The 17,921-nt window shown below is 65.0% G+C and carries 16 protein-coding genes and 1 pseudogene; 10 read left to right on the plus strand and 7 right to left on the minus strand.

Annotated elements, in window-relative coordinates:
- A partial coding sequence (locus ACTIF6_RS00005) for a helix-turn-helix domain-containing protein (protein ID WP_439585947.1) occupies positions 1–758 on the plus strand: 758 nt, incomplete at its 5' end.
- A 28-nt stretch (positions 759–786) separates the two neighbouring features.
- On the opposite strand, the pseudogene ACTIF6_RS00010 reads toward ACTIF6_RS00005, so the two are convergent.
- The 5 genes and pseudogenes from ACTIF6_RS00010 to ACTIF6_RS00030 form a co-directional block, all read right to left on the minus strand.
- A pseudogene (locus ACTIF6_RS00010) lies at positions 787–1,188 on the minus strand (ABC transporter substrate-binding protein); the annotation flags it as partial.
- A 100-nt stretch (positions 1,189–1,288) separates the two neighbouring features.
- A complete protein-coding gene (locus ACTIF6_RS00015) occupies positions 1,289–2,365 on the minus strand; it encodes a branched-chain amino acid ABC transporter permease (RefSeq protein WP_439585948.1) in 1,077 nt (358 codons plus the stop codon).
- Between the two features lie 11 nt (positions 2,366–2,376).
- Positions 2,377–3,306 (minus strand): branched-chain amino acid ABC transporter permease, encoded by a 930-nt coding sequence (locus tag ACTIF6_RS00020; protein WP_439585949.1) that lies wholly within the window; start codon positions 3,304–3,306, stop codon positions 2,377–2,379.
- 12 nt (positions 3,307–3,318) lie between these two features.
- Positions 3,319–4,116 carry an ABC transporter ATP-binding protein gene (locus ACTIF6_RS00025; protein WP_439585950.1) on the minus strand — a complete coding sequence of 266 codons (798 nt, stop codon included), beginning with the start codon at positions 4,114–4,116 and terminating at the stop codon, positions 3,319–3,321.
- On the minus strand, positions 4,113–6,059 hold the full coding sequence (locus ACTIF6_RS00030; protein ID WP_439585951.1) for an AMP-dependent synthetase/ligase: 1,947 nt from the start codon (positions 6,057–6,059) through the stop codon (positions 4,113–4,115). The genes ACTIF6_RS00025 and ACTIF6_RS00030 overlap by 4 nt, the downstream gene beginning before the upstream one ends.
- Positions 6,060–6,238: 179 nt before the next feature.
- On the opposite strand from ACTIF6_RS00030, the gene ACTIF6_RS00035 reads away from it, so the two are divergent.
- From ACTIF6_RS00035 to ACTIF6_RS00075, 9 genes are all read left to right on the plus strand, one after another.
- Positions 6,239–6,973 (plus strand): Crp/Fnr family transcriptional regulator, encoded by a 735-nt coding sequence (locus ACTIF6_RS00035; RefSeq protein WP_439585952.1) that lies wholly within the window; start codon positions 6,239–6,241, stop codon positions 6,971–6,973.
- 166 nt (positions 6,974–7,139) lie between these two features.
- Positions 7,140–8,060, plus strand: coding sequence for a pseudouridine synthase (locus ACTIF6_RS00040; RefSeq protein ID WP_439586513.1), 921 nt, complete (start codon positions 7,140–7,142; stop codon positions 8,058–8,060).
- Between the two features lie 35 nt (positions 8,061–8,095).
- Positions 8,096–9,373 (plus strand): PGAP1-like alpha/beta domain-containing protein, encoded by a 1,278-nt coding sequence (locus ACTIF6_RS00045; RefSeq protein WP_439585953.1) that lies wholly within the window; start codon positions 8,096–8,098, stop codon positions 9,371–9,373.
- An 85-nt stretch (positions 9,374–9,458) separates the two neighbouring features.
- Complete coding sequence (gene htpG / locus ACTIF6_RS00050) at positions 9,459–11,321, plus strand: molecular chaperone HtpG (protein ID WP_439585954.1); 1,863 nt, start codon at positions 9,459–9,461, stop codon at positions 11,319–11,321.
- Positions 11,322–11,434: 113 nt separating this feature from the next.
- A complete protein-coding gene (locus ACTIF6_RS00055; protein ID WP_439586514.1) occupies positions 11,435–12,838 on the plus strand; it encodes a class I SAM-dependent methyltransferase in 1,404 nt (467 codons plus the stop codon).
- Between the two features lie 13 nt (positions 12,839–12,851).
- Entirely contained in the window at positions 12,852–14,177 is a 1,326-nt protein-coding gene (locus ACTIF6_RS00060; protein WP_439585955.1) for a sensor histidine kinase, read from the plus strand.
- The gene (locus ACTIF6_RS00065; RefSeq protein WP_439585956.1) at positions 14,174–15,388 is read left to right on the plus strand and encodes an ATP-binding protein; all 1,215 of its coding nucleotides are present in this window, start codon (positions 14,174–14,176) and stop codon (positions 15,386–15,388) included. The genes ACTIF6_RS00060 and ACTIF6_RS00065 overlap by 4 nt, the downstream gene beginning before the upstream one ends.
- Complete coding sequence (locus ACTIF6_RS00070) at positions 15,385–16,344, plus strand: response regulator (protein WP_439585957.1); 960 nt, start codon at positions 15,385–15,387, stop codon at positions 16,342–16,344. Before ACTIF6_RS00065 ends, ACTIF6_RS00070 begins: the two co-directional genes overlap by 4 nt.
- A 118-nt stretch (positions 16,345–16,462) precedes the next feature.
- Positions 16,463–16,843: a hypothetical protein gene (locus ACTIF6_RS00075; RefSeq protein WP_439585958.1), complete on the plus strand. Its 381-nt coding sequence runs from the start codon at positions 16,463–16,465 to the stop codon at positions 16,841–16,843.
- 102 nt (positions 16,844–16,945) lie between these two features.
- Here ACTIF6_RS00075 and ACTIF6_RS00080 read toward each other — a convergent pair whose 3' ends face one another.
- Both ACTIF6_RS00080 and ACTIF6_RS00085 read right to left on the minus strand, forming a co-directional pair.
- Positions 16,946–17,374, minus strand: a complete 429-nt coding sequence (locus ACTIF6_RS00080; protein ID WP_439585959.1) for an organic hydroperoxide resistance protein — start codon at positions 17,372–17,374, stop codon at positions 16,946–16,948.
- A gap of 56 nt (positions 17,375–17,430) precedes the next feature.
- On the minus strand, positions 17,431–17,880 hold the full coding sequence (locus ACTIF6_RS00085; protein WP_439585960.1) for a MarR family winged helix-turn-helix transcriptional regulator: 450 nt from the start codon (positions 17,878–17,880) through the stop codon (positions 17,431–17,433).
- Between the last annotated feature and the right edge of the window lie 41 nt (positions 17,881–17,921).

Here is a 17,921-nt window from a genome sequence, read left to right on the forward strand (position 1 = left end):
GCGATCCGGCTAACCGGTTGATCGCCGCGCAGCTCGAGAAGTCCTGGGAAACCGCGTTGCAACGAGTGCTCGCCTGTGAGCAGCGCTTGAACGCGGTCGAACAGAAGCAGGCAACGACCAAGCCCGACTTGTCTGGCTTGGCTGAGGATCTTGCCGGTGCGTGGAACGCGCCGGGCGTGACGATGCGCTCGCGACAGCAGTTGCTACGTTCTCTCGTCAAGGACATCGTCGCCGACGTCGATGACGCAGCCCGCGAGGTTGTGCTGACGATCCACTGGCGCGGTGGACAGCATTCTCAGGTGAAGGTCATCAAGCCGCGCTCCGGCGAGCACGGCTGCCGCACGCCAGAGGAGGCGTTGGCCGTGATGCGCAGCATGGCGACCAAGTGGTCCGACGAACACATCGCCGCGACACTCAACCGTATGGGCCTGCCCACCGGTCAGGGCAAGACCTGGACTGCGCACCGCGTGAGCTCCGTGCGCATGGTCAACGACATCCGTGCGTACCGGTCGGCGCACAAGCAAGGCGCGTGGCTGACCATGTCAGAGGCGGCCGCTAAGCTGGGCGTCAACAACCACCGAATCCGACGCCTCATCAAGGAAGGATTGCTGCCCGCAGAGCAAGTCGTTCCACGCGCGCCGTATCAGATTCGCGCGAGCGATCTGCAGGACCAACGGGTGATCGACGCCGTCGCCCGAACAGATCGCCCGTGTCAGGTTTTTTCCGAGAACCAGATCTCAATGTTTTCAAGCACTTAACGAAGTGGGGCACTATGAACAAGCCATTGCTGCGGCCATAACCGGTGGTGATCAGCGGAATCTTGTCGACCGGCGCCTTCTCGGTCAACGCGAAGGTGGCGCCGGTGGACCAGGGGTGGATCAGGGCCGCGCCGCCGTTCTTGCCTTTGAGGCGCTCGTAGCACTCCACGCTGCGCGCCGTGTCGTACATGGTTTCGCACTCTTCCACCAGCAGCTTGACGCCGTTGATGCCGCCGCGCGCATTGACCAGCTTGTAGTAGTCCACGATGCCGTTGGCCGTTGGCGTGCCATTGGGCGCGTAGGCACCGGTGCGATACGACAGCACGGGCAGGTACTGCTCCTTGGCTTGCGCCAGCGCGGCGGTCGATACCAGCGAAGCGGTGCCGGCCAGGGCCACGGTGGCCGCGACCACGATCTTGCGAAGTTTCATCTTTGTCTCCTACTAGGTTTCAGGGGTTGGAAAACGCTCTGTCAGTAAACGCGCAAACACATCGGAAAACATCGGTAATTGCGAGCACTCGCCCACACGGTCAGTGAGGGAATGGCCACAGGCGCAACTTCTGTTTCCCGATGGACCACAGCCGCGCCAGTCCATGTGGTTCCACGATCAGGAACCACACGATCAACCCACCGAAGATCATCAGCTCGGCATGCGAGACAGCGGTGGTGGAGATGGAGATGCCGAACAGGCCGGCCGCGAACGGCAGGAACTGGCTCAGCGCAATGGGCAACACGACGATGAAAGCCGCGCCGAAGAAGCTGCCCATGATGGATCCCAGGCCACCGATGATGACCATGAAGAGCAGTCGGAAGGAGTAGTCCACCGAGAAGGCCGAGGGCTCCCAGGCACCGAGGTAGATGAAGGCCCACAGCGCACCGGCCACGCCGATGATGAAGCTGCTCACCGCAAACGCGCTCAGCTTGGCGTACATCGGCCGGATGCCGATCACCGCCGCAGCCACGTCCATGTCGCGAATGGCCATCCACTCGCGCCCGATGGCGCTGCGCACCAGGTTCTTGGCCAGCAGCGCGATCACCGTCAGCAGCGCCAGACAGAACACATACTTGCTGGCCGCGCTCTCCAGTGGCATGCCGAACACTTGCAGGTTGGACACCGCCACCGAGCCCGAAGGCGTGTCCAGCGTGAACCACTTGATGCGCAGGAACATCCAGTCGGCAAAGAACTGCGCGGCCAGCGTAGCCACCGCCAGGTAGAGACCGCGCACCCGAAGGCTCGGCAGACCGAACAGGATGCCGAAGAACGTGGCGCACAGTCCGCCCAGGATCAGCGCGGGAATGAGCGGCATGCCGGGCACGCGCACGAAGAAGTTGTAGGCGCCGTAGGCACCCACGGCCATGAACGCGCCCGAACCCAGCGAAATCTGGCCGCAGTAGCCCACCAGAATGTTCACGCCCACCGCGGCGAGCGAGAAGATCAGGAACGGGATCAGGATCGCGCGCATCAGGTAATCGCTGGCCAGCATGGGCACTGCGATGAACGCCAGCAGCACCAGCGCCACAACGAACCACCGGTCCTGCGCGATCGGGAAGATCTGCTGGTCGGCGCTGTAGGAGGTCTTGAACTGACCGTTTTCTCTGTAGAACATGGGTCAGGTCCTCAAACGCGATCGATGATCTTCTCGCCGAACAAACCTTGCGGGCGGAAGAGAAGGAAGACAAGGGCGAGCACGTAGGCGAACCAGATCTCGATGCCGCCGCCCACATAGGGGCCCAGGTACACCTCGGAGAGCTTCTCGCCCACGCCGATGATCAGTCCGCCGATGATGGCGCCCGGCACCGAGGTGAGGCCGCCCAGGATCACCACCGGCAAGGCGCGCAACGCGATCGTGGTCAGCGAGAACTGCACGCCCAGCTTGGAGCCCCAGATCATGCCGGCCACCAGCGCCACCAGCCCGGCCACGCACCACACGATGACCCAGATGCGGTTGAGCGGGATGCCGATGGATTGCGCGGCCTGGTGGTCGTCGGCCACCGCGCGCAGCGCGCGGCCGGTGGACGTTTTCTGGAAGAACAGGCTGAGCACGATCACCATGGCCGCTGCGATGACCGCCGCGATGATGTCCTCCTGATTGAGCAGAAGGCCGCCCTCGAACACCGAATCCAGCACAAACACCGGGTCCTTGGGCATGCCGATGTCGATCTTGTAGATGTTGCTGCCAAAGAGCGTCTGGCCCAGGCCGTCGATGAAATAGGTGATGCCCAGCGTAGCCATGAGCAGGGTGGCGCCTTCCTGGTTGACCAGATGGCGCAGCACCAGCCGTTCGATCAACCAGGCCATGGCAAACATGAGCAGGCCCGCGATGACGAAGGCCGCCACGTTGGCCACCAGCTTGCTCTCGATGCCCAGCCACTGCGGAACCCATTCCGAGAAGCGCGCCATCGCCAGTGCGGCGAACAGCACCATGGCGCCTTGCGCGAAATTGAAGACACCGGAGGCCTTGAAGATCAGCACGAAGCCCAGGGCCACGAGCGAATACAGCATGCCCACCATGAGGCCGCCGAAGAGGGTTTCCAGAAAAAATGCCATGGGGTGCCTCGTTCAGTGACTCGTACCGAGGTAGGCGCTGATCACCTCCTCGTTGTTGCGCACCTCTTCGGGGGTGCCGTCGCCGATCTTCTTGCCGTAGTCGAGCACCACCACGCGGTCGGAGATGTCCATCACCACGCCCATGTCGTGCTCGATGAGCACGATGGTGGTGCCGAACTCGTCGTTCACGTCGAGGATGAAACGGCTCATGTCCTGCTTCTCCTCCATGTTCATGCCCGCCATCGGTTCGTCGAGCAGCAGCACCTGCGGCTCCATGGCAAGGGCTCTGCCCAGGTCCACGCGCTTCTGCAGGCCGTAGGGAAGCTGGCCCACCGGCGTCTTGCGGTGCGCCTGGATTTCCAGGAAGTCGATGATGTGTTCGACGAATTCGCGGTGGATTTCTTCTTCCTTCTGCGCACCGCCAATGCCGAAGGGATTGCGGAAGGCCTGCGAAAGCAGCCCGCTCTTGATGCGCAGGTTGCGCCCGGTCATGAGGTTGTCGATCACGCTCATGCCCTTGAAGAGCGCCAGGTTCTGGAAGGTGCGCGCGATGCCCATCTCCGCCACCTGGCGGCTGTTCATGTGCTTGAAGGTCTGGCCCCGGAAGCTGATGGAGCCCTCCTGCGGCTGGTACACGCCGTTGATGCAGTTGAGCATGGAACTCTTGCCCGCGCCGTTGGGGCCGATGATGGCGCGCACCTCGTGCTCCTTCACGTTGAAGGAAATGTCACTCAGTGCCTTCACGCCGCCAAAGCGCAGGCTGATGTGGTGCACGTCGAGGATGACCTCGCCGATCTTTTTCTGGGTCATGCCGCGGCCTTCACGGGGGAGAACACCTTGGCGTCCTGGATCTTCAGGGTGGCGCTGACCGAGCCGGTGCGTCCGTCCTCGAACTTCACCTGGGTCTCGATGTACTGCTCGGTCTTGTCGCCATAGAGCGCGTCGACCAGCACGTTGTAACGGTCGGCAATGAAGCCGCGCCGGACCTTGTTGGTGCGCGTGAGCTCGCCGTCGTCGGCGTCGAGCTCCTTGTGCAGCACCAGGAAGCGGCTGATCTGGCTGCCCGCGAGCATCTCGTCGCGGCTCAGGTCGGCGTTCACCTTTTCCACGCACTCGCGAATCAGTTCGTACACCTCCGGCTTCTGCGCCAGGTCGGTGTAGCCCGCGTAGGGCAGGTTGCGCCGTTCGGCCCAGTTGCCCACGGCGTCGAAGTCGATGTTGATCAGCACGCAGACCTTCTCACGCTGGTCGCCGTACGCCACGGCCTCCTTGATGTGCGAGAAGAACTTCAGCTTGTTCTCCACGTACTTGGGCGCGAACATGGCGCCATTGAAAGCGCCGCCCTTCAGGCGCCCCACGTCTTTCACGCGATCGATGATCTTCAGGTGGCCCGAGGCGTCGATGAAGCCCGCGTCGCTGGTGTGGTACCAGCCATCGGGCGTGAGCACCTCGGCCGTGGCCTGAGGGTTCTTGTAGTAGCCCTTGAGCAGCCCGGGGGACTTCACCAGGATCTCGCCGCTCTCCGACAGCTTGATCTCCACGCCGTCGCATGGCACGCCCACGGTGTCGGCGCGCGCCTGGTTGTCCGGCTGCAGGCAGACGAACACGGCGGTCTCGGTGGAACCGTAGAGCTGCTTCAGGTTGATGCCGATCGAACGGTAGAAACTGAAAAGGTCCGGGCCGATGGCTTCACCGGCGGTGTAGGCCACGCGCACCCGGCTCATGCCGAGGTTGTTGCGCAGCGGGCCATACACCAGCGCGTCGCCCACGGCGTACCAGAGGCGGTCCAGCAGGCCCACCGGCTTGCCGTCCATGCGGTCGGGGCCGACGCGGCGCGCCAGGTTCATGAAGTGATGGAACAAACCCCGCTTGATGGCGCCCGCGTCTTCCATGCGGATCATGACGCTGGTGAGCAGGCCTTCGAACACGCGCGGCGGCGCGAAGTAGTAGGTCGGCCCGACCTCCTTCAAGTCGATCGTCACCGTTGCCGCGGACTCGGGGCAGTTCACGACGAATCCACAGGCCAGCCACTGCGCGTAGCTGAAGATGTTCTGCCCGACCCAGGCCGGCGGCAGGTAGGCCAGCACCTCCTCGTCGGCGGTGAGCTTGTCGAATTTCGCGCCCACGCTGGCGCGATCGATCAGCGTGAGGTGCGTGTGCACCACGCCCTTGGGGTTGCCGGTGGTGCCGCTGGTGAAGAACATCGCCGCCACGTCGCCCGGCTGGCCAAGCGCGACCTGATCGCGGAACAGCTCGGGATGCGCCTTCGCGTGCGCCTGGCCGGCGCCCACCAGCGCTTCCATGCTGGTGAGGCCAGGCTGGTCGTAGTTGCGCAGGCCGCGCGGGTCGTCGTAGTAGATGTTCGAGAGTTGCGGGCAGCTCTCGCGGATCTCCAGCATCTTGTCGACCTGCTCCTGGTCTTCCACCACCACGAAGCGCACCTCGGCGTTGTTGATCGGGAAGATGCATTCGGTGCCCACCGCGTCCTGGTACAGCGGCACGGGAATGGCGCCCAGCGACTGCGCGGCCAGCATGGTGGCGGAGAGGCGGGGGCGGTTGGCACCGATCACCACCAGGTGCTCGCCGCGCTGCAGCCCGGCCTGGTGCAGGCCGCAGGCCAGGGCTTCCACCAGGGTGGCCATCTGCGCCCACGTGGTGGTCTGCCAGATGCCGTATTCCTTCTCGCGCATGGCGGCCGCCTGCGGTCGCTGCCTGGCGTGGTCCAGCAAGAGCTGGGGGAACGTGAATTGCATGCGTGTCTCCTGTGCCGGGTGAGAGGTCGGCGCGCTGTGCGATGCACTAGGACGGACCGTTCACTGTTTCGCGGATGGTAGGCCTTCGTTTGACGTCATGTTGTCGGTTCGACGACAATCCCGGGTCTCCCCTCCTAGGACTTTCCCTAGCCCGTCGATGCCTTCACCGGGAGTCCGCCATGAGTCCTTTCACGCCTCACCGTTCCGGCAATGTGCTGCGCGATCGCGCGCGGCCACCGACCGAATCCGAGCTGGCCGAAATTCCCTGGCTGCAGCGCTTGACGGAACTGGAACGCGATCGCGCGGTGGCCTCGCTCGTGGTCGGCGATGCCGAGGCTGGCGACTACATCTGCCGTTTCGGGCGGCCCGTCACCTACTGGTTCGGCCTGGTCGATGGCCTGCTCAAGATGAGCAACGACGATTCGCAAGGCCCGGTGATCACCTTCACCGGCGTGGCGCCCGGGGGCTGGTTCGGCGAGGGCACGGTACTCAAGCACGAGCAGTACCGCTACAACATCCTGGCCTTGCGCAAGAGCCGGGTGGCCGGCCTGCCCGTGGAGACATTCGACTGGCTGCTGGACCACTCCATCGGCTTCAACCGCTTCGTGATGCACCAGCTCAACGAGCGACTGGGCCAGTTCATCGCGGCGCGCGAGATCGACCGCCTCAACAACCCCGACCTGCGCGTCGCGCGCAACCTCGCCGCGCTGTTCCACCCGCTGCTCTCGCCCAACGTGGGCGGCGTGCTGCGCATCACCCAGCAGGAACTGGCTTATCTGGTGGGCCTCTCGCGCCAGCGGGTCAACGAGGCGCTGACCACGCTGGCGGCGAAGGGGTGGATCCGGGTCGAGTACGGTGGTTTGCGCGTGCTGGACTTGACTGCGTTGAGGTCTGGCACGCTCGATGAGGGATGATCGCCGCATGACGACCGACAAACCCGCCCGAACGCTCAAACTGAAACCGGGTGCGCCCAGCAAACCGACCGATCCCTTCGCGCCACGCCGTGCGCCGGTGCGCCCACCGGGCCCGGCGCGCGCCAAGAGCGTTTCGGCCTCGGCGCCGAAGCCACCGCGCGAACCTCTGCCCGGCGTTGCCTCGAAGCGCGCCCGGCCCGAGAGCCAGGGCATCGAGCGGCCACGCCCGCCTGCCGCCCCGCCCAGGCCGCAGCCGCAGCCCCATCGCCCAGATCTCGCCCGCGTGGGCAACGTGCGCGGCGAAATCCGCCTCAACAAACGCATGGCCGACCTCGGCCTGTGCTCGCGCCGCGAAGCCGACGAGTGGATCGCGCGCGGCTGGGTGAAGGTGAATGGCCAGCCGGCGGTGATGGGCCAGCCGGTTCCCGCAGATGCACACATCGAGGTGGCGCCCCAGGCCCGCCACCAGCAGAGCGGGCAGGTCACCATCCTGCTGCACAAGCCCGTGGGTTACGTGAGCGGCCAGCCCGAAGACGGCCACGAGGCCGCTGCCACGCTGATCGGCGCGCCCAGCCAGTGGCGTGGCGATGCCCGCATGCCGGGCGATGGCCGCCGCTTTGCCCCCGAGCACACGCGCGGCCTGGCGCCGGCCGGTCGGCTCGACATCGACTCCACCGGCCTGCTCGTGCTGACCCAGGACGGTCGCGTGGCGCGCACGCTGATCGGCGAGCACAGCGGTGTGGAGAAGGAATACCTGGTGCGCGTGCAGTACGCGCCCAACGGCCCGCAAGGCGCTGGCTTGGTGGCGCAGAACGTGCAGGGCGTCTTCCCACCGGAGCAGCTGGCCCTGCTGCGTCACGGCCTGAGCCTGGACGGCCAGGCGCTCAAACCCGCGCAGGTGGACTGGCAGAACCCCGAGCAACTGCGCTTCGTGCTCACCGAGGGCAAGAAGCGGCAGATCCGCCGCATGTGCGAACAGGTGGGCCTGCACGTCGTGGGCCTGAAGCGCATCCGCATCGGGGGGGTGCTGCTGGGCAACCTGCCGGTGGGGCAGTGGCGTTATCTGGGGCCTGGTGAGAGGTTTTGATGGTTCGCGGGCAGGGATCCGGTCCAGAATGGCCCATGACCCTCTCCAGACCCACGTCCACCCAGCTTGCGCTGCTGCGCCACCTGCGGCCCACCGACCTGCGGGCGGCGGTGCAACTGGCCACCGAAGCCACCACAGGGGTGATCGGCATCGCCGAAGGCGTGCACCAGTCGGTGCGCGAGCGCATCGGGCTGCCGGCGGGCCGCCTGCCGGACCGCGCCGGTGGGCTCACCGGCCAGATCTACCAGGGCATCCGCGGCGTGACCGGTTTCGTGGGCCATGGGCTCGACGGTGCGCTGGCCACGCTGCTGCCACTGGTCGACGAGCCCGCCCTGCATCCCGCGCCATCGCCCGCCCGCGAAGCCGTGATCGCCGCGCTCAACGGCGTGCTGGGTGACCGCCTGCAGGCCAGCGGCAATCCCCTGACCCAGGCCATGGAGCTCCGGTACCAGGGCGAACGCTTGCCGCTGGACCGCGCACCGCAACTGCGCGAATGCCTGGGCGGTGCCACGCCGCACTTGCTGGTGCTGGTGCATGGCCTGTGCATGAACGACGCGCAATGGCATCGCGGCGGCCACGACCACGGTGCCTGGCTCGCCAGCCGGCTGGGCTGCACGCCGGTCTACCTGCGCTACAACAGCGGCCTGCACATCTCGGTGAATGGGCGCGAGCTGGCGCGCCAGCTTGAAGCGCTCGCCGCGCAATGGCCCGTGCCGCTGCAGACCATCACCCTGCTGGGCCACAGCATGGGCGGGCTGGTGGCACGCGCCGCCTGTTTCGAGGCGCAGGTAGCGGGCCTGCGCTGGCCCGCGCGGCTGCGCCACCTGGTGTTCCTGGGCACGCCGCACCACGGCGCGCCGCTGGAGCGCACCGGCCATGGCATCGACGTGCTGCTCGCCGCGTCGCCCTTTTCCGCCCCGTTCGGCCGGCTCGGCCAGTTGCGCAGCGCCGGCATCACCGACCTGCGCCATGGCCACGTGCGCGAAGCCGACTGGCAGGGCCGCGACCGCTTCCGCTCGGCCGACGACCACCGCGAACCCTTGCCGTTGCCCGAGGGCGTGGCCTGCTTCACGGCGGCCGGCACGCTGGCGCCGCAGCGCAGTGTGCTGGCCGAGCGGCTGCTGGGCGACGGCCTGGTGCCGCTGCGCAGCGCGCTGGGCCAGCACGACGACCCCCGGCGGCGCCTGGTGTTTGCACGTGACAGCCAGCGCACCTTCTACCGCACCGGGCACCTGGACCTGCTCTCCAGCCAGACCGTGGCCGAGCAGATGGTGCAGTGGCTCGCGCCCGTTCCGCCCCCGGCGGACGATTGAATTCCGGGCGTCCGCCCATAATTCCGCTTCTCGCCGCGCCAGCGTCGGCGGTTCCGACCCCCGTCTTTCATCCTTGCAGACTCCCATGAGCAAACAAACCCTGTCCTTCCAGGCCGAGGTGGCGCAGCTGCTGCACCTCGTCACGCATTCGCTGTACTCCAACCCCGACATCTTCCTGCGCGAGCTGGTGTCCAACGCGTCGGACGCGTGCGACAAGCTGCGCTTTGAAGCCCTGAACAACGCGGCGTTGTTCGAGGACGCGCCGAATCTGGACGTGCGCGTGGGCTTCGACCGCGAGGCCCGCACCATCACCATCACCGACAACGGCATCGGCATGAGCGAGCAGGAGGCCATCGAGCACCTGGGCACCATCGCCAAGAGCGGCACCAAGGACTTCATGAGCCGCCTCTCGGGCGACCAGAAGCAGGACGCCCAGCTCATCGGCCAGTTCGGCGTGGGCTTCTATTCCGGCTTCATCGTGGCCGACAAGATCACCGTCGAGTCGCGCCGCGCCGGCCTGCCGGCGGCCGAAGGCGTGCGCTGGACCAGCGGCGGCACCGGCGACTTCGAGGTCGAGGCCATCGAGCGCGCGGCGCGCGGCACCAGCGTCATCCTGCATCTTCGCGAAGATGCGAGCGACTACCTCGACCACTGGCGTCTCAAATCCATCATCGGCAAGTACTCCGATCACATCAGCCTGCCCATCCTGATGGAGAAGGAGGAGTGGGACGCCGAGAAGAGCGAGTACGTGCGCGAAGGCGAATGGGACGCCGTGAACTCGGCCAACGCGCTGTGGGCCCGCAGCAAGAAGGACATCAGCGACGAGCAGTACACCGAGTTCTACAAGAACCTGAGCTACGACACCCAGGCCCCACTGGCCTGGAGCCACAACCGCGTGGAGGGCAGCACGGAGTACACACAACTGCTCTACATCCCGGGCAAGGCGCCGCAGGACCTGTGGAACCGCGACCGCAAGGCCGGCATCAAGCTGTATGTGAAGCGCGTGTTCATCATGGACGAGGCCGAAGCGCTCATGCCGGCCTACCTGCGCTGGGTCAAGGGTGTGGTCGATTCGGCCGACCTGCCGCTCAACGTGAGCCGAGAACTGCTGCAGGAAAGCCGTGACGTGAAGGCGATCCGTGAAGGCAACACGCGCCGCGTGCTGGCCATGCTGGACGACCTGAGCAAGGACGGCGAGAAGTACACCCGCTTCTACGCCGAATTCGGCAGCGTGCTCAAGGAAGGCCTCGGCGAGGACTTTGCCAACCGCGACAAGCTGGCCAAGCTGTTGCGCTTTGCCAGCACCTCGGAGGCCGAAGCCACGTCGCTGGCCGACTACAAGACCCGCATGAAGGAAGGCCAGCAGGCGATCTACTACATCACCGCCGACAACCTGGCCGCAGCGAAGAACAGCCCGCAGCTCGAGGTGTTCCGCAAGAAGGGCATCGAGGTGCTGCTGATGACCGACCGCGTGGACGAGTGGGCGTTGTCCTTCCTCACCGAGTTCGATGGCACGCCGCTGCAGAGCGTGGCCAAGGGCGCGGTGGACCTGGGCTCGCTGCAGGATGAGGAAGAGAAGAAGGCCGCCGAGGCCGCGGCCGAGGTGTTCAAGCCGGTGCTCGACCGCCTGAAGGAAAGTCTCAAGGACAAGGCCAAGGACGTGCGCGTGACTTCGCGCCTGGTCGACTCGCCGGCCTGTCTGGTGGTGGAAGATGGCGACTACTCCACGCAGCTCGCGCGCATGCTCAAGCAGGCGGGGCAACCCGCGCCGCAGGTCAAGCCCATCCTGGAGGTGAACGCCGACCACGCGCTGGTGAAAAAGCTGGAGGCGAGCGAGCATTTCGACGACCTCGCCCACATCCTGTTCGATCAGGCGCTGCTGGCCGAAGGCGGATTGCCCGACGATCCGGCGGCCTACGTGAAACGGGTCAATGCCTTGCTGATCTGAAGGAAAGAACCTGCTCCGGGGATCGGCCGAACAGTTGACTACACTCCACGTGGGGAGCCCTCCAAGGGGCAGTGCACCGCACCTGCTCCGCCCATCGACTCATCGGCCTCACCGTGTACCTACAGCGCCCATTCGATCACGTCGTCACCTTTCGCAACAGCCAGGGAGAAAGTGCGCGCGGGACCATGACCAGCTTGCAGCGTCGCTCGCTGGTCATGGAGATCTACAACCCGTATTCGATCGTCCAGGTGAGCGAGGTGCTCAGCGAGCTCACCATCCGGTCGGGCGATGCCAACATCTACAAGGGCAAGGCGGTGGTGGTGAGCCTTCTCAACACCGGGCTGATGGCCGTGGTATCGGTGGCGCTGATCGATGAGTGGTCCGATCTCAACGCCATCCGCGGCAACGTGAGCCAGGTGCGCAGCGAAGCCGAACGCTTCGTTGCCGATTGGGAGACGCGTTTCAAGGTCAAGCAGAGCTACCAGGTCGCCATCAGCGAGTTCCGGGCCTTTCTGGCCGAGACGGCGCGCTGGGCCGATCAGGCCGATCTTTCCTCCATGCTGCCACGCGAGTCCGACGGCCGCATCCGCTCCGATGTGTTCGATGAACTGGCCGAGCCGATCATGAAGAAGGGAGCGGAGTATTTCATCTGGTTGGAGGACGAAGGCTCGCGTGTTCCGCAAGATGATTCCGTCGCGCACCGGAACTTTGCACAAACCTCGCTGCATCCGCTGTTGCTTCGGGCGCCGTTCGTCTATCGCACCTTTGCCAAGCCACTGGGCTACGCGGGTGACTACGAGATGGTCAACCAGATACTGGCCGACCCGCGCCAGGGGAACAGCACCTACTTCCAGATCATCAACGCCTTTTTCCTCAAGGCCGCCGTGGCGCAAGCCCACCGCAATCGCATCGACATCCTCGTGGAATACCTGGGTCGAGCGGCTGCAGTGGCCAGGAGTGAGGGGAGAAAAGTTCGGGTGCTGAATGTGGCATGTGGCCCTGCCATCGAGATTCAGCGCTTCATCGCGTCCGACCCCAACGCCAGCAGCCTGGAATTCACCTTGCTGGATTTCAGCGAGCCCACGCTCGAATACACCCGCGCATGCATTGCCGACGCTGCGCTGCGCGGGGGCAAGTCTGTGGAAGTGGAGTACGTTCAGGAGTCCGTGCACCAGCTGCTCAAACGCGCATCCAAGCGCGAAGACAGCCTGGACAGCGGTGTGTTCGATTTTGTGTACTGTGCGGGCTTGTTCGACTACTTGTCTGACAAGGTGTGCTCGCGTCTGCTGGATTACTTTGTGGTGCGCACCCGTCCGGGAGGCTCGGTGATGGTGACCAACGTTCACTCGATCAATCCGCAGAAAAACGTGATGGAGCATCTTCTTGAGTGGCACCTGATTTATCGGGACGAGGCCGGCCTCGAAGCCGTGTTGCCCGAACCGAGAGAAGGTACCCGTCTCTTCACCGACGTCACTGGCGTGAACGTCTTCGCCGAGTTTCGTGTTCCGGACTTGTGAGGTTGTTTTGTCGATGAATTCACCCCGCTTGTCTCTCTATCACCAGGAACTTGGCGAGTTCAGGTTGACCTACAGCAAGGCCGGCGCCGTTGTTTCGATGGTGCTGGTGCTTTTTGGTCTGGGGCTGGATTTCGCGCTGTACCGCGACTCGTTCGGGCTGCTCGCGCCGGCTCGCTTCATTGTGGTGGCGCTCACGCTGATCATTCTCAGATTGCTGTACTCGTCCAACGGGTTGAAATGGGTGCGACCGCTCACCCTGCTGTGGCTTGCACTGCCACAGGTCATGATCGCGTGGATGATCTGGGCCATGGACGGTGTGGGGTCGATCTATTTCGTCGGCCTGCACCTGGCCCTCTACGCCACCGGCATCATCCTGCCCCTCGCGTTCTTCGAGAGCCTGGCTTTTGGCCTGTTCACCTATGCGGTGTACGCGCTCGCCTGTTTTCTCCATCCGGAAGGCTTGCAGGACGTCTACCGCTTTGTCGGTATCTCACTGTTCATCCTGTTCTCTGCCACGATCAGTTCGTTTTGCACGTATTTCAATGAACGGGGCCGCTTCAACCTCTTCAACCTTCAAAAGCAGGTGGCGGAAAAAAACACCGCGCTGATGGAGACCAATCGGACGCTGGCCGAAGTCAAGGGCCAATTGTTGCAACGCGAGAAGATGGCGGCCATCGGAACGCTGTCAGCAGGCCTCCTGCACGAACTGAACAATCCGGTCAACTACAGCCTCATGGCCATCAACATGGGGTTGACCTCGCCTGCCGTCGAGGGCGATGCCCTGCTCAAGGAGAGTCTGGTTGACGCGCGCGAAGGGATGCAGCGCATTCAGAACATCGTCTCTGACCTCAAGACCTTTGCCTACCAGAAGCCAGGCCAGGACAGTCAGCGTCTGTTCCTGCTGGAAAACGCGGTGCGCTCCGCGTTGCGCCTGGCGGGTCACGAACTCAAGGGCATTGAGGTCAAAGTGGACATGCCGCAGGACACCCATGTGATCGGCGATGAGCCGGCCATCATCGGTGTTCTGATCAATCTCTTCAGCAATGCTGCGCATGCGGTGTTGGCGGCCAAACGTGAAGCACCCCGTATCGACGTGCGGGTGGCCCAGAACGGCCAACGGTTGTGCATTTCGGTGCGCGACAACGGCCATGGCATCGCGGAAGAAAACCGCGAGCGGGTGTTCGAACCCTTCTTCACCACGCGCGACGTGGGCGCGGGCCTTGGGCTGGGGCTCAGCGTGAGTTACGGCATCGTCCAGCGCCATGGTGGAACCCTGGCGGTGGAAAGTGAGACGGGGGCCTGGACCGAGTTCACCTTTGATTTGCCGAGACCGCAATGAACGAAAAAGAAGACAAGGGAATGACGGTGACACCTCAGGGACCGCATGCGGTGCTCATGGTGGACGACGAGCCACAGGCCTGCAAGTGGTTCGCACGGTTGTACGGTGGTGAATTCGTGGTGCTCACCGCGGGCGGAGCCGCCGAGGCGCTGGCTTTGCTGGCCGAACGCGGCCGAGACGTGGCCGTGCTGATCACCGACTACTCCATGCCTGGGCGCGATGGCGTTGCGCTGCTGAGCACGGTCCGGCGCTTGTACCCTCACGTGGCACGCGTGCTGATGTCGGCTTACGCCGACAAAGATGTGGCGATGTCGGCCATCAATCTGGGGCAAGTGGAAAGCATCCTGGAAAAGCCGCTGGATGAGTCGCTGACGCGGCAGGTCTTGCAGGAATCGCTCGCGGCCAGCGTGGAACGTGCTCGACAACAGCACCTGATCGAGCGGCGGGCATCTGCGCTGCGCGAAACGCTGGGCTTCCTGGCGCATGAAGTCACATCGCCGCTGGCGACCGTGCGGGGTTATCTGACGGCCATGCGCGAGCGCCACCGCGACGCGCCCGAAGGCGAGGAAGGTGTGGCCCACATCGAGCAACAGAAGCCGGGCGACGTGCTTTTCATGATTGAAGCGGCCCAGCGCCGCGCTGCCTACGCACAATCGCTGGTTTCCACGTTCGTACAGAGCGCGCGCGATGCCAGCCGGGGTGACGCATCGGTGAGCTTGCTGGCCAGTGATCTGGTGCGTTCAGTGGAAGAAGAGTATCCCTTCGAGGATGGTGAGGCACCCTGGCTCTCGACCGACGTCAGCGCCGATTTCACCTTGCCTGGACGGCGTGACCTGCTTTACCTGGTTCTTTGCACCCTGTTGAAGAACGCCTTGCTGGCGATGAGGTCCAACCCCCCGTTGCAGCCGGGCGTGTCCATTGCGTTGCATCGCGCCTCGCCCGCGCCAGGCCTGCCGGTTCAGGCGTGTATCCGCGTGAGCGACAACGGCCCGGGCATTCCGCCTGACGTGCTGCGTCGCCTCACCGTGGAGCCTGTGACGACCCGTGCGGATTCCGGCGGCAGCGGCATGGGTGTGCTGTTCTGCCAGCGTGTCATGACCTCGCTCGGAGGGGTCATCGACGTGCGCTCCGACCTCGGTCAAGGCACAGCCGTGACCCTGTATTTCCCATCTGCCCAAGAACAATCAGACCTGGACAAGGAAGCCCGATGAAGCCTGTGAAGATTCTTTATGTGGACGACGAGGCCATGGCGCTGAAGTACTTTGAACGTCTGGTCAGCCCTCTGGCGCCGGTGATCACGGCGGGTTCGGTGGAGGAGGGGCGCGTCATGTTGAAGGCGCACGGCGCAGAGGTGGCGGTGCTGGTGTGCGACCAGCGCATGCCGGGTGAACACGGCAACGAGTTGTTGCGCCACGCGCGGGAGTACTACCCGGGCGTCGTGCGCATGTTGACCACGGCGTACTCCGATATCGGAGATGCGGTGGAGGCCATCAACGCTGGCGAGATCTACCGCTACATCAACAAGCCCTGGGAAATCGAAAGCCTGCGCGCCGACCTGAAGAACGCGCTCGACCTGGCCCAACTGCGCAGCGAGCGCGATGGCCTCATGCGCGACAAGCTGCTGGCCCAGCAGAGCCAGCTTCGCTCGAATCGACTGGCGGCCTTGTTGATGCTCTGCGCCGCCGTGCAGCCCGACGGTCACGAACAGGCACTGTACCGGTATGCGCAGGCTGCGCTGCTCACGGGTGTCGAAGAGCCCACCGTGGACTGGCATCGCTGGCACCACGCGGACCTCATGCAGGCCGAGGCGCAGCGCGGCGCGGCCATTGCTGCCCACCTGCACCATTGGTTGAAGGAATTCGGCCCCCGCATCGAAGGGGCGGCCGCGCTGCCGGTCCTGGCACATGCCCTGGGGGGTGAACTGCAACCCGAGGGGGTGAAGCTGCCCGACGCGTTGGCGCTCACGGGCCTGTTGTCATCACCCGTGGGGGAGCAGCCGTCGGCTGTTTCCTGCGCATGGCTGGCCTGGTTGCTTTGGCAGGAGGGGCTGGCCGAGTTGCAGAAAGCGACGGACGGCGGCTGGTTGGTGCGGTCTGCATCGGCTGCCACGCCGCGCGCCGACTGGCTGGCAGACCTCATGGAGCGCCTGTCCCCGCCGGCGGCGTGAGCCTGAGGTTTCGCAACGTGCGGTAACGCACGGCACTTTTGGCGCGTCTGGCGCTCACAATGGGGTTCCGCGCAGGCAACCGCATGGCGCGCCTTGTTGATTTTTGAGTACCGCCACCATGAACACCCTTCAACAGACGCTACATCCCCGTGTGTCCCGACCCCTCGTCGGCCTGACCCTCGCTCTGGGTGCCTTGCTGGCGGGCTGCGGCTCTGTCGGCGCCGGTGTGGGCATCGGGGTGCCCATCGGCCCGTTCTCCATCGGCATCGGTGCGGGCACAGGTGGCGTCAGTGCGGGGGTGAGCACCGGCGTGGGCCCGGTCGGTGTGGGCGTGGGCGTGAACCAGCGCGGCCAGGTCAGCGCCGGTGCCGGCGTGGGCGCCAGCACCCCGATCGGCAACAGCAGGGCCCGCGTGGGTGTGGGCGTGGGCACCAGTTCGGTGATCTACGACCCGAACGATCCGAAGCAGAAGCAGGCGGGCGGCGAAGTCGCGCCGTAGCCAGCAAGAAGTGACCGGTCGAGAATGCCGCGGGTCCGGCTTTGCCGGCCCGCAGGCATTGCCCCCTTTGAGGGGGTGGCGCGAAGCGCCGCAGGGGTGGGCTTACTTCAACGTGATCGTCACATCAATGTTGCCGCGGGTGGCGTTCGAATACGGGCAGACCTTGTGCGCCGTGTCCACCAGGTCTTGCGCCACGGCGCGATCCACGCCCGGCAGGCTCACGGCCAGGCGGGCGGCAATGCCGAAACCTGCGGGGATGGGACCGATGTCGACTTCAGCGTCGATCGACGCATCGGCCGGCACGGCTACCTTCTTCATGCCCGCCACGTGCTTGAGCGCGCCCATGAAGCAGGCCGAATAGCCCGCAGCGAACAGTTGCTCGGGGTTGGTGGCGTTGCCGGCACCACCCATGGCCTTGGGTGGGGAAAGCTTCACATCGAGCAGGCCATCGTCGGTGCGCGAAGCGCCATCGCGGCCGCCGGTGGTGTGGGCGCGGGCGGTGTAGAGGACTTTGTCGAGGGAAGTGGGCATGGTGTGGCTCCTTGGGTTGAATGACCTGCGAACAGGCGGGTTTGAAAAGGGGGTGGTCAGGCGGTGAGGCGGTCGCGCAAGGCCTGCACCTGTCGGGTGAGGTCCAGCACTTCAGAAAGATCACATTGGGTGGCCTGCAGCACGCAGCCAGGAAGGCGTGCGGCGCGGGCCTTGAGCTTGCGCCCCGCAGCGGTGAGGCGGATCAGCACGCGGCGTTCGTCCTGCACGTCGCGCAGGCGGCTCACGAGATCGGCGGCTTCGAGGCGCTTGAGCAGGGGGGTGAGCGTGCCCGAATCGAGGTGCAGGCGCTCGCCCAGTTCAGAGACCGTCACGCCGTCTGTTTCCCAAAGCACCAGCATGGCGAGGTATTGCGGGTACGTCAGGCCCAGGTCTTCGAGCAGCGGCTTGTAGAGCTTGGTCATGGCCAGCGAGGCCGAGTACAGCGCGAAGCAGAGCTGGTGGTCCAGCTGCAGGGCCTGGTCGGAGGAGATGCGTGGCGTGTTCATGGGGATGGATTGTGACGAACAATTATATTGCGCACAATTGA

The sequence above is a fragment of the Hydrogenophaga sp. genome, assembly GCF_051860785.1.
In the GTDB taxonomy this organism is placed as follows: Bacteria; Pseudomonadota; Gammaproteobacteria; order Burkholderiales; family Burkholderiaceae_C; genus Hydrogenophaga.

What these genes read in the sequence shown, in the direction of transcription:
- ACTIF6_RS00015 (WP_439585948.1), bottom strand. Translation starts at nt 2,365, where the DNA reads ATGTTCTACAGAGAAAACGGTCAGTTCAAGACCTCCTACAGCGCCGAC.
- ACTIF6_RS00020 (WP_439585949.1), bottom strand. Translation starts at nt 3,306, where the DNA reads ATGGCATTTTTTCTGGAAACCCTCTTCGGCGGCCTCATGGTGGGCATG.
- ACTIF6_RS00025 (WP_439585950.1), bottom strand. Translation starts at nt 4,116, where the DNA reads ATGACCCAGAAAAAGATCGGCGAGGTCATCCTCGACGTGCACCACATC.
- ACTIF6_RS00030 (WP_439585951.1), bottom strand. Translation starts at nt 6,059, where the DNA reads ATGCAATTCACGTTCCCCCAGCTCTTGCTGGACCACGCCAGGCAGCGA.
- ACTIF6_RS00035 (WP_439585952.1), top strand. Translation starts at nt 6,239, where the DNA reads ATGAGTCCTTTCACGCCTCACCGTTCCGGCAATGTGCTGCGCGATCGC.
- ACTIF6_RS00045 (WP_439585953.1), top strand. Translation starts at nt 8,096, where the DNA reads ATGACCCTCTCCAGACCCACGTCCACCCAGCTTGCGCTGCTGCGCCAC.
- htpG (WP_439585954.1), top strand. Translation starts at nt 9,459, where the DNA reads ATGAGCAAACAAACCCTGTCCTTCCAGGCCGAGGTGGCGCAGCTGCTG.
- ACTIF6_RS00060 (WP_439585955.1), top strand. Translation starts at nt 12,852, where the DNA reads ATGAATTCACCCCGCTTGTCTCTCTATCACCAGGAACTTGGCGAGTTC.
- ACTIF6_RS00065 (WP_439585956.1), top strand. Translation starts at nt 14,174, where the DNA reads ATGAACGAAAAAGAAGACAAGGGAATGACGGTGACACCTCAGGGACCG.
- ACTIF6_RS00070 (WP_439585957.1), top strand. Translation starts at nt 15,385, where the DNA reads ATGAAGCCTGTGAAGATTCTTTATGTGGACGACGAGGCCATGGCGCTG.
- ACTIF6_RS00075 (WP_439585958.1), top strand. Translation starts at nt 16,463, where the DNA reads ATGAACACCCTTCAACAGACGCTACATCCCCGTGTGTCCCGACCCCTC.
- ACTIF6_RS00080 (WP_439585959.1), bottom strand. Translation starts at nt 17,374, where the DNA reads ATGCCCACTTCCCTCGACAAAGTCCTCTACACCGCCCGCGCCCACACC.
- ACTIF6_RS00085 (WP_439585960.1), bottom strand. Translation starts at nt 17,880, where the DNA reads ATGAACACGCCACGCATCTCCTCCGACCAGGCCCTGCAGCTGGACCAC.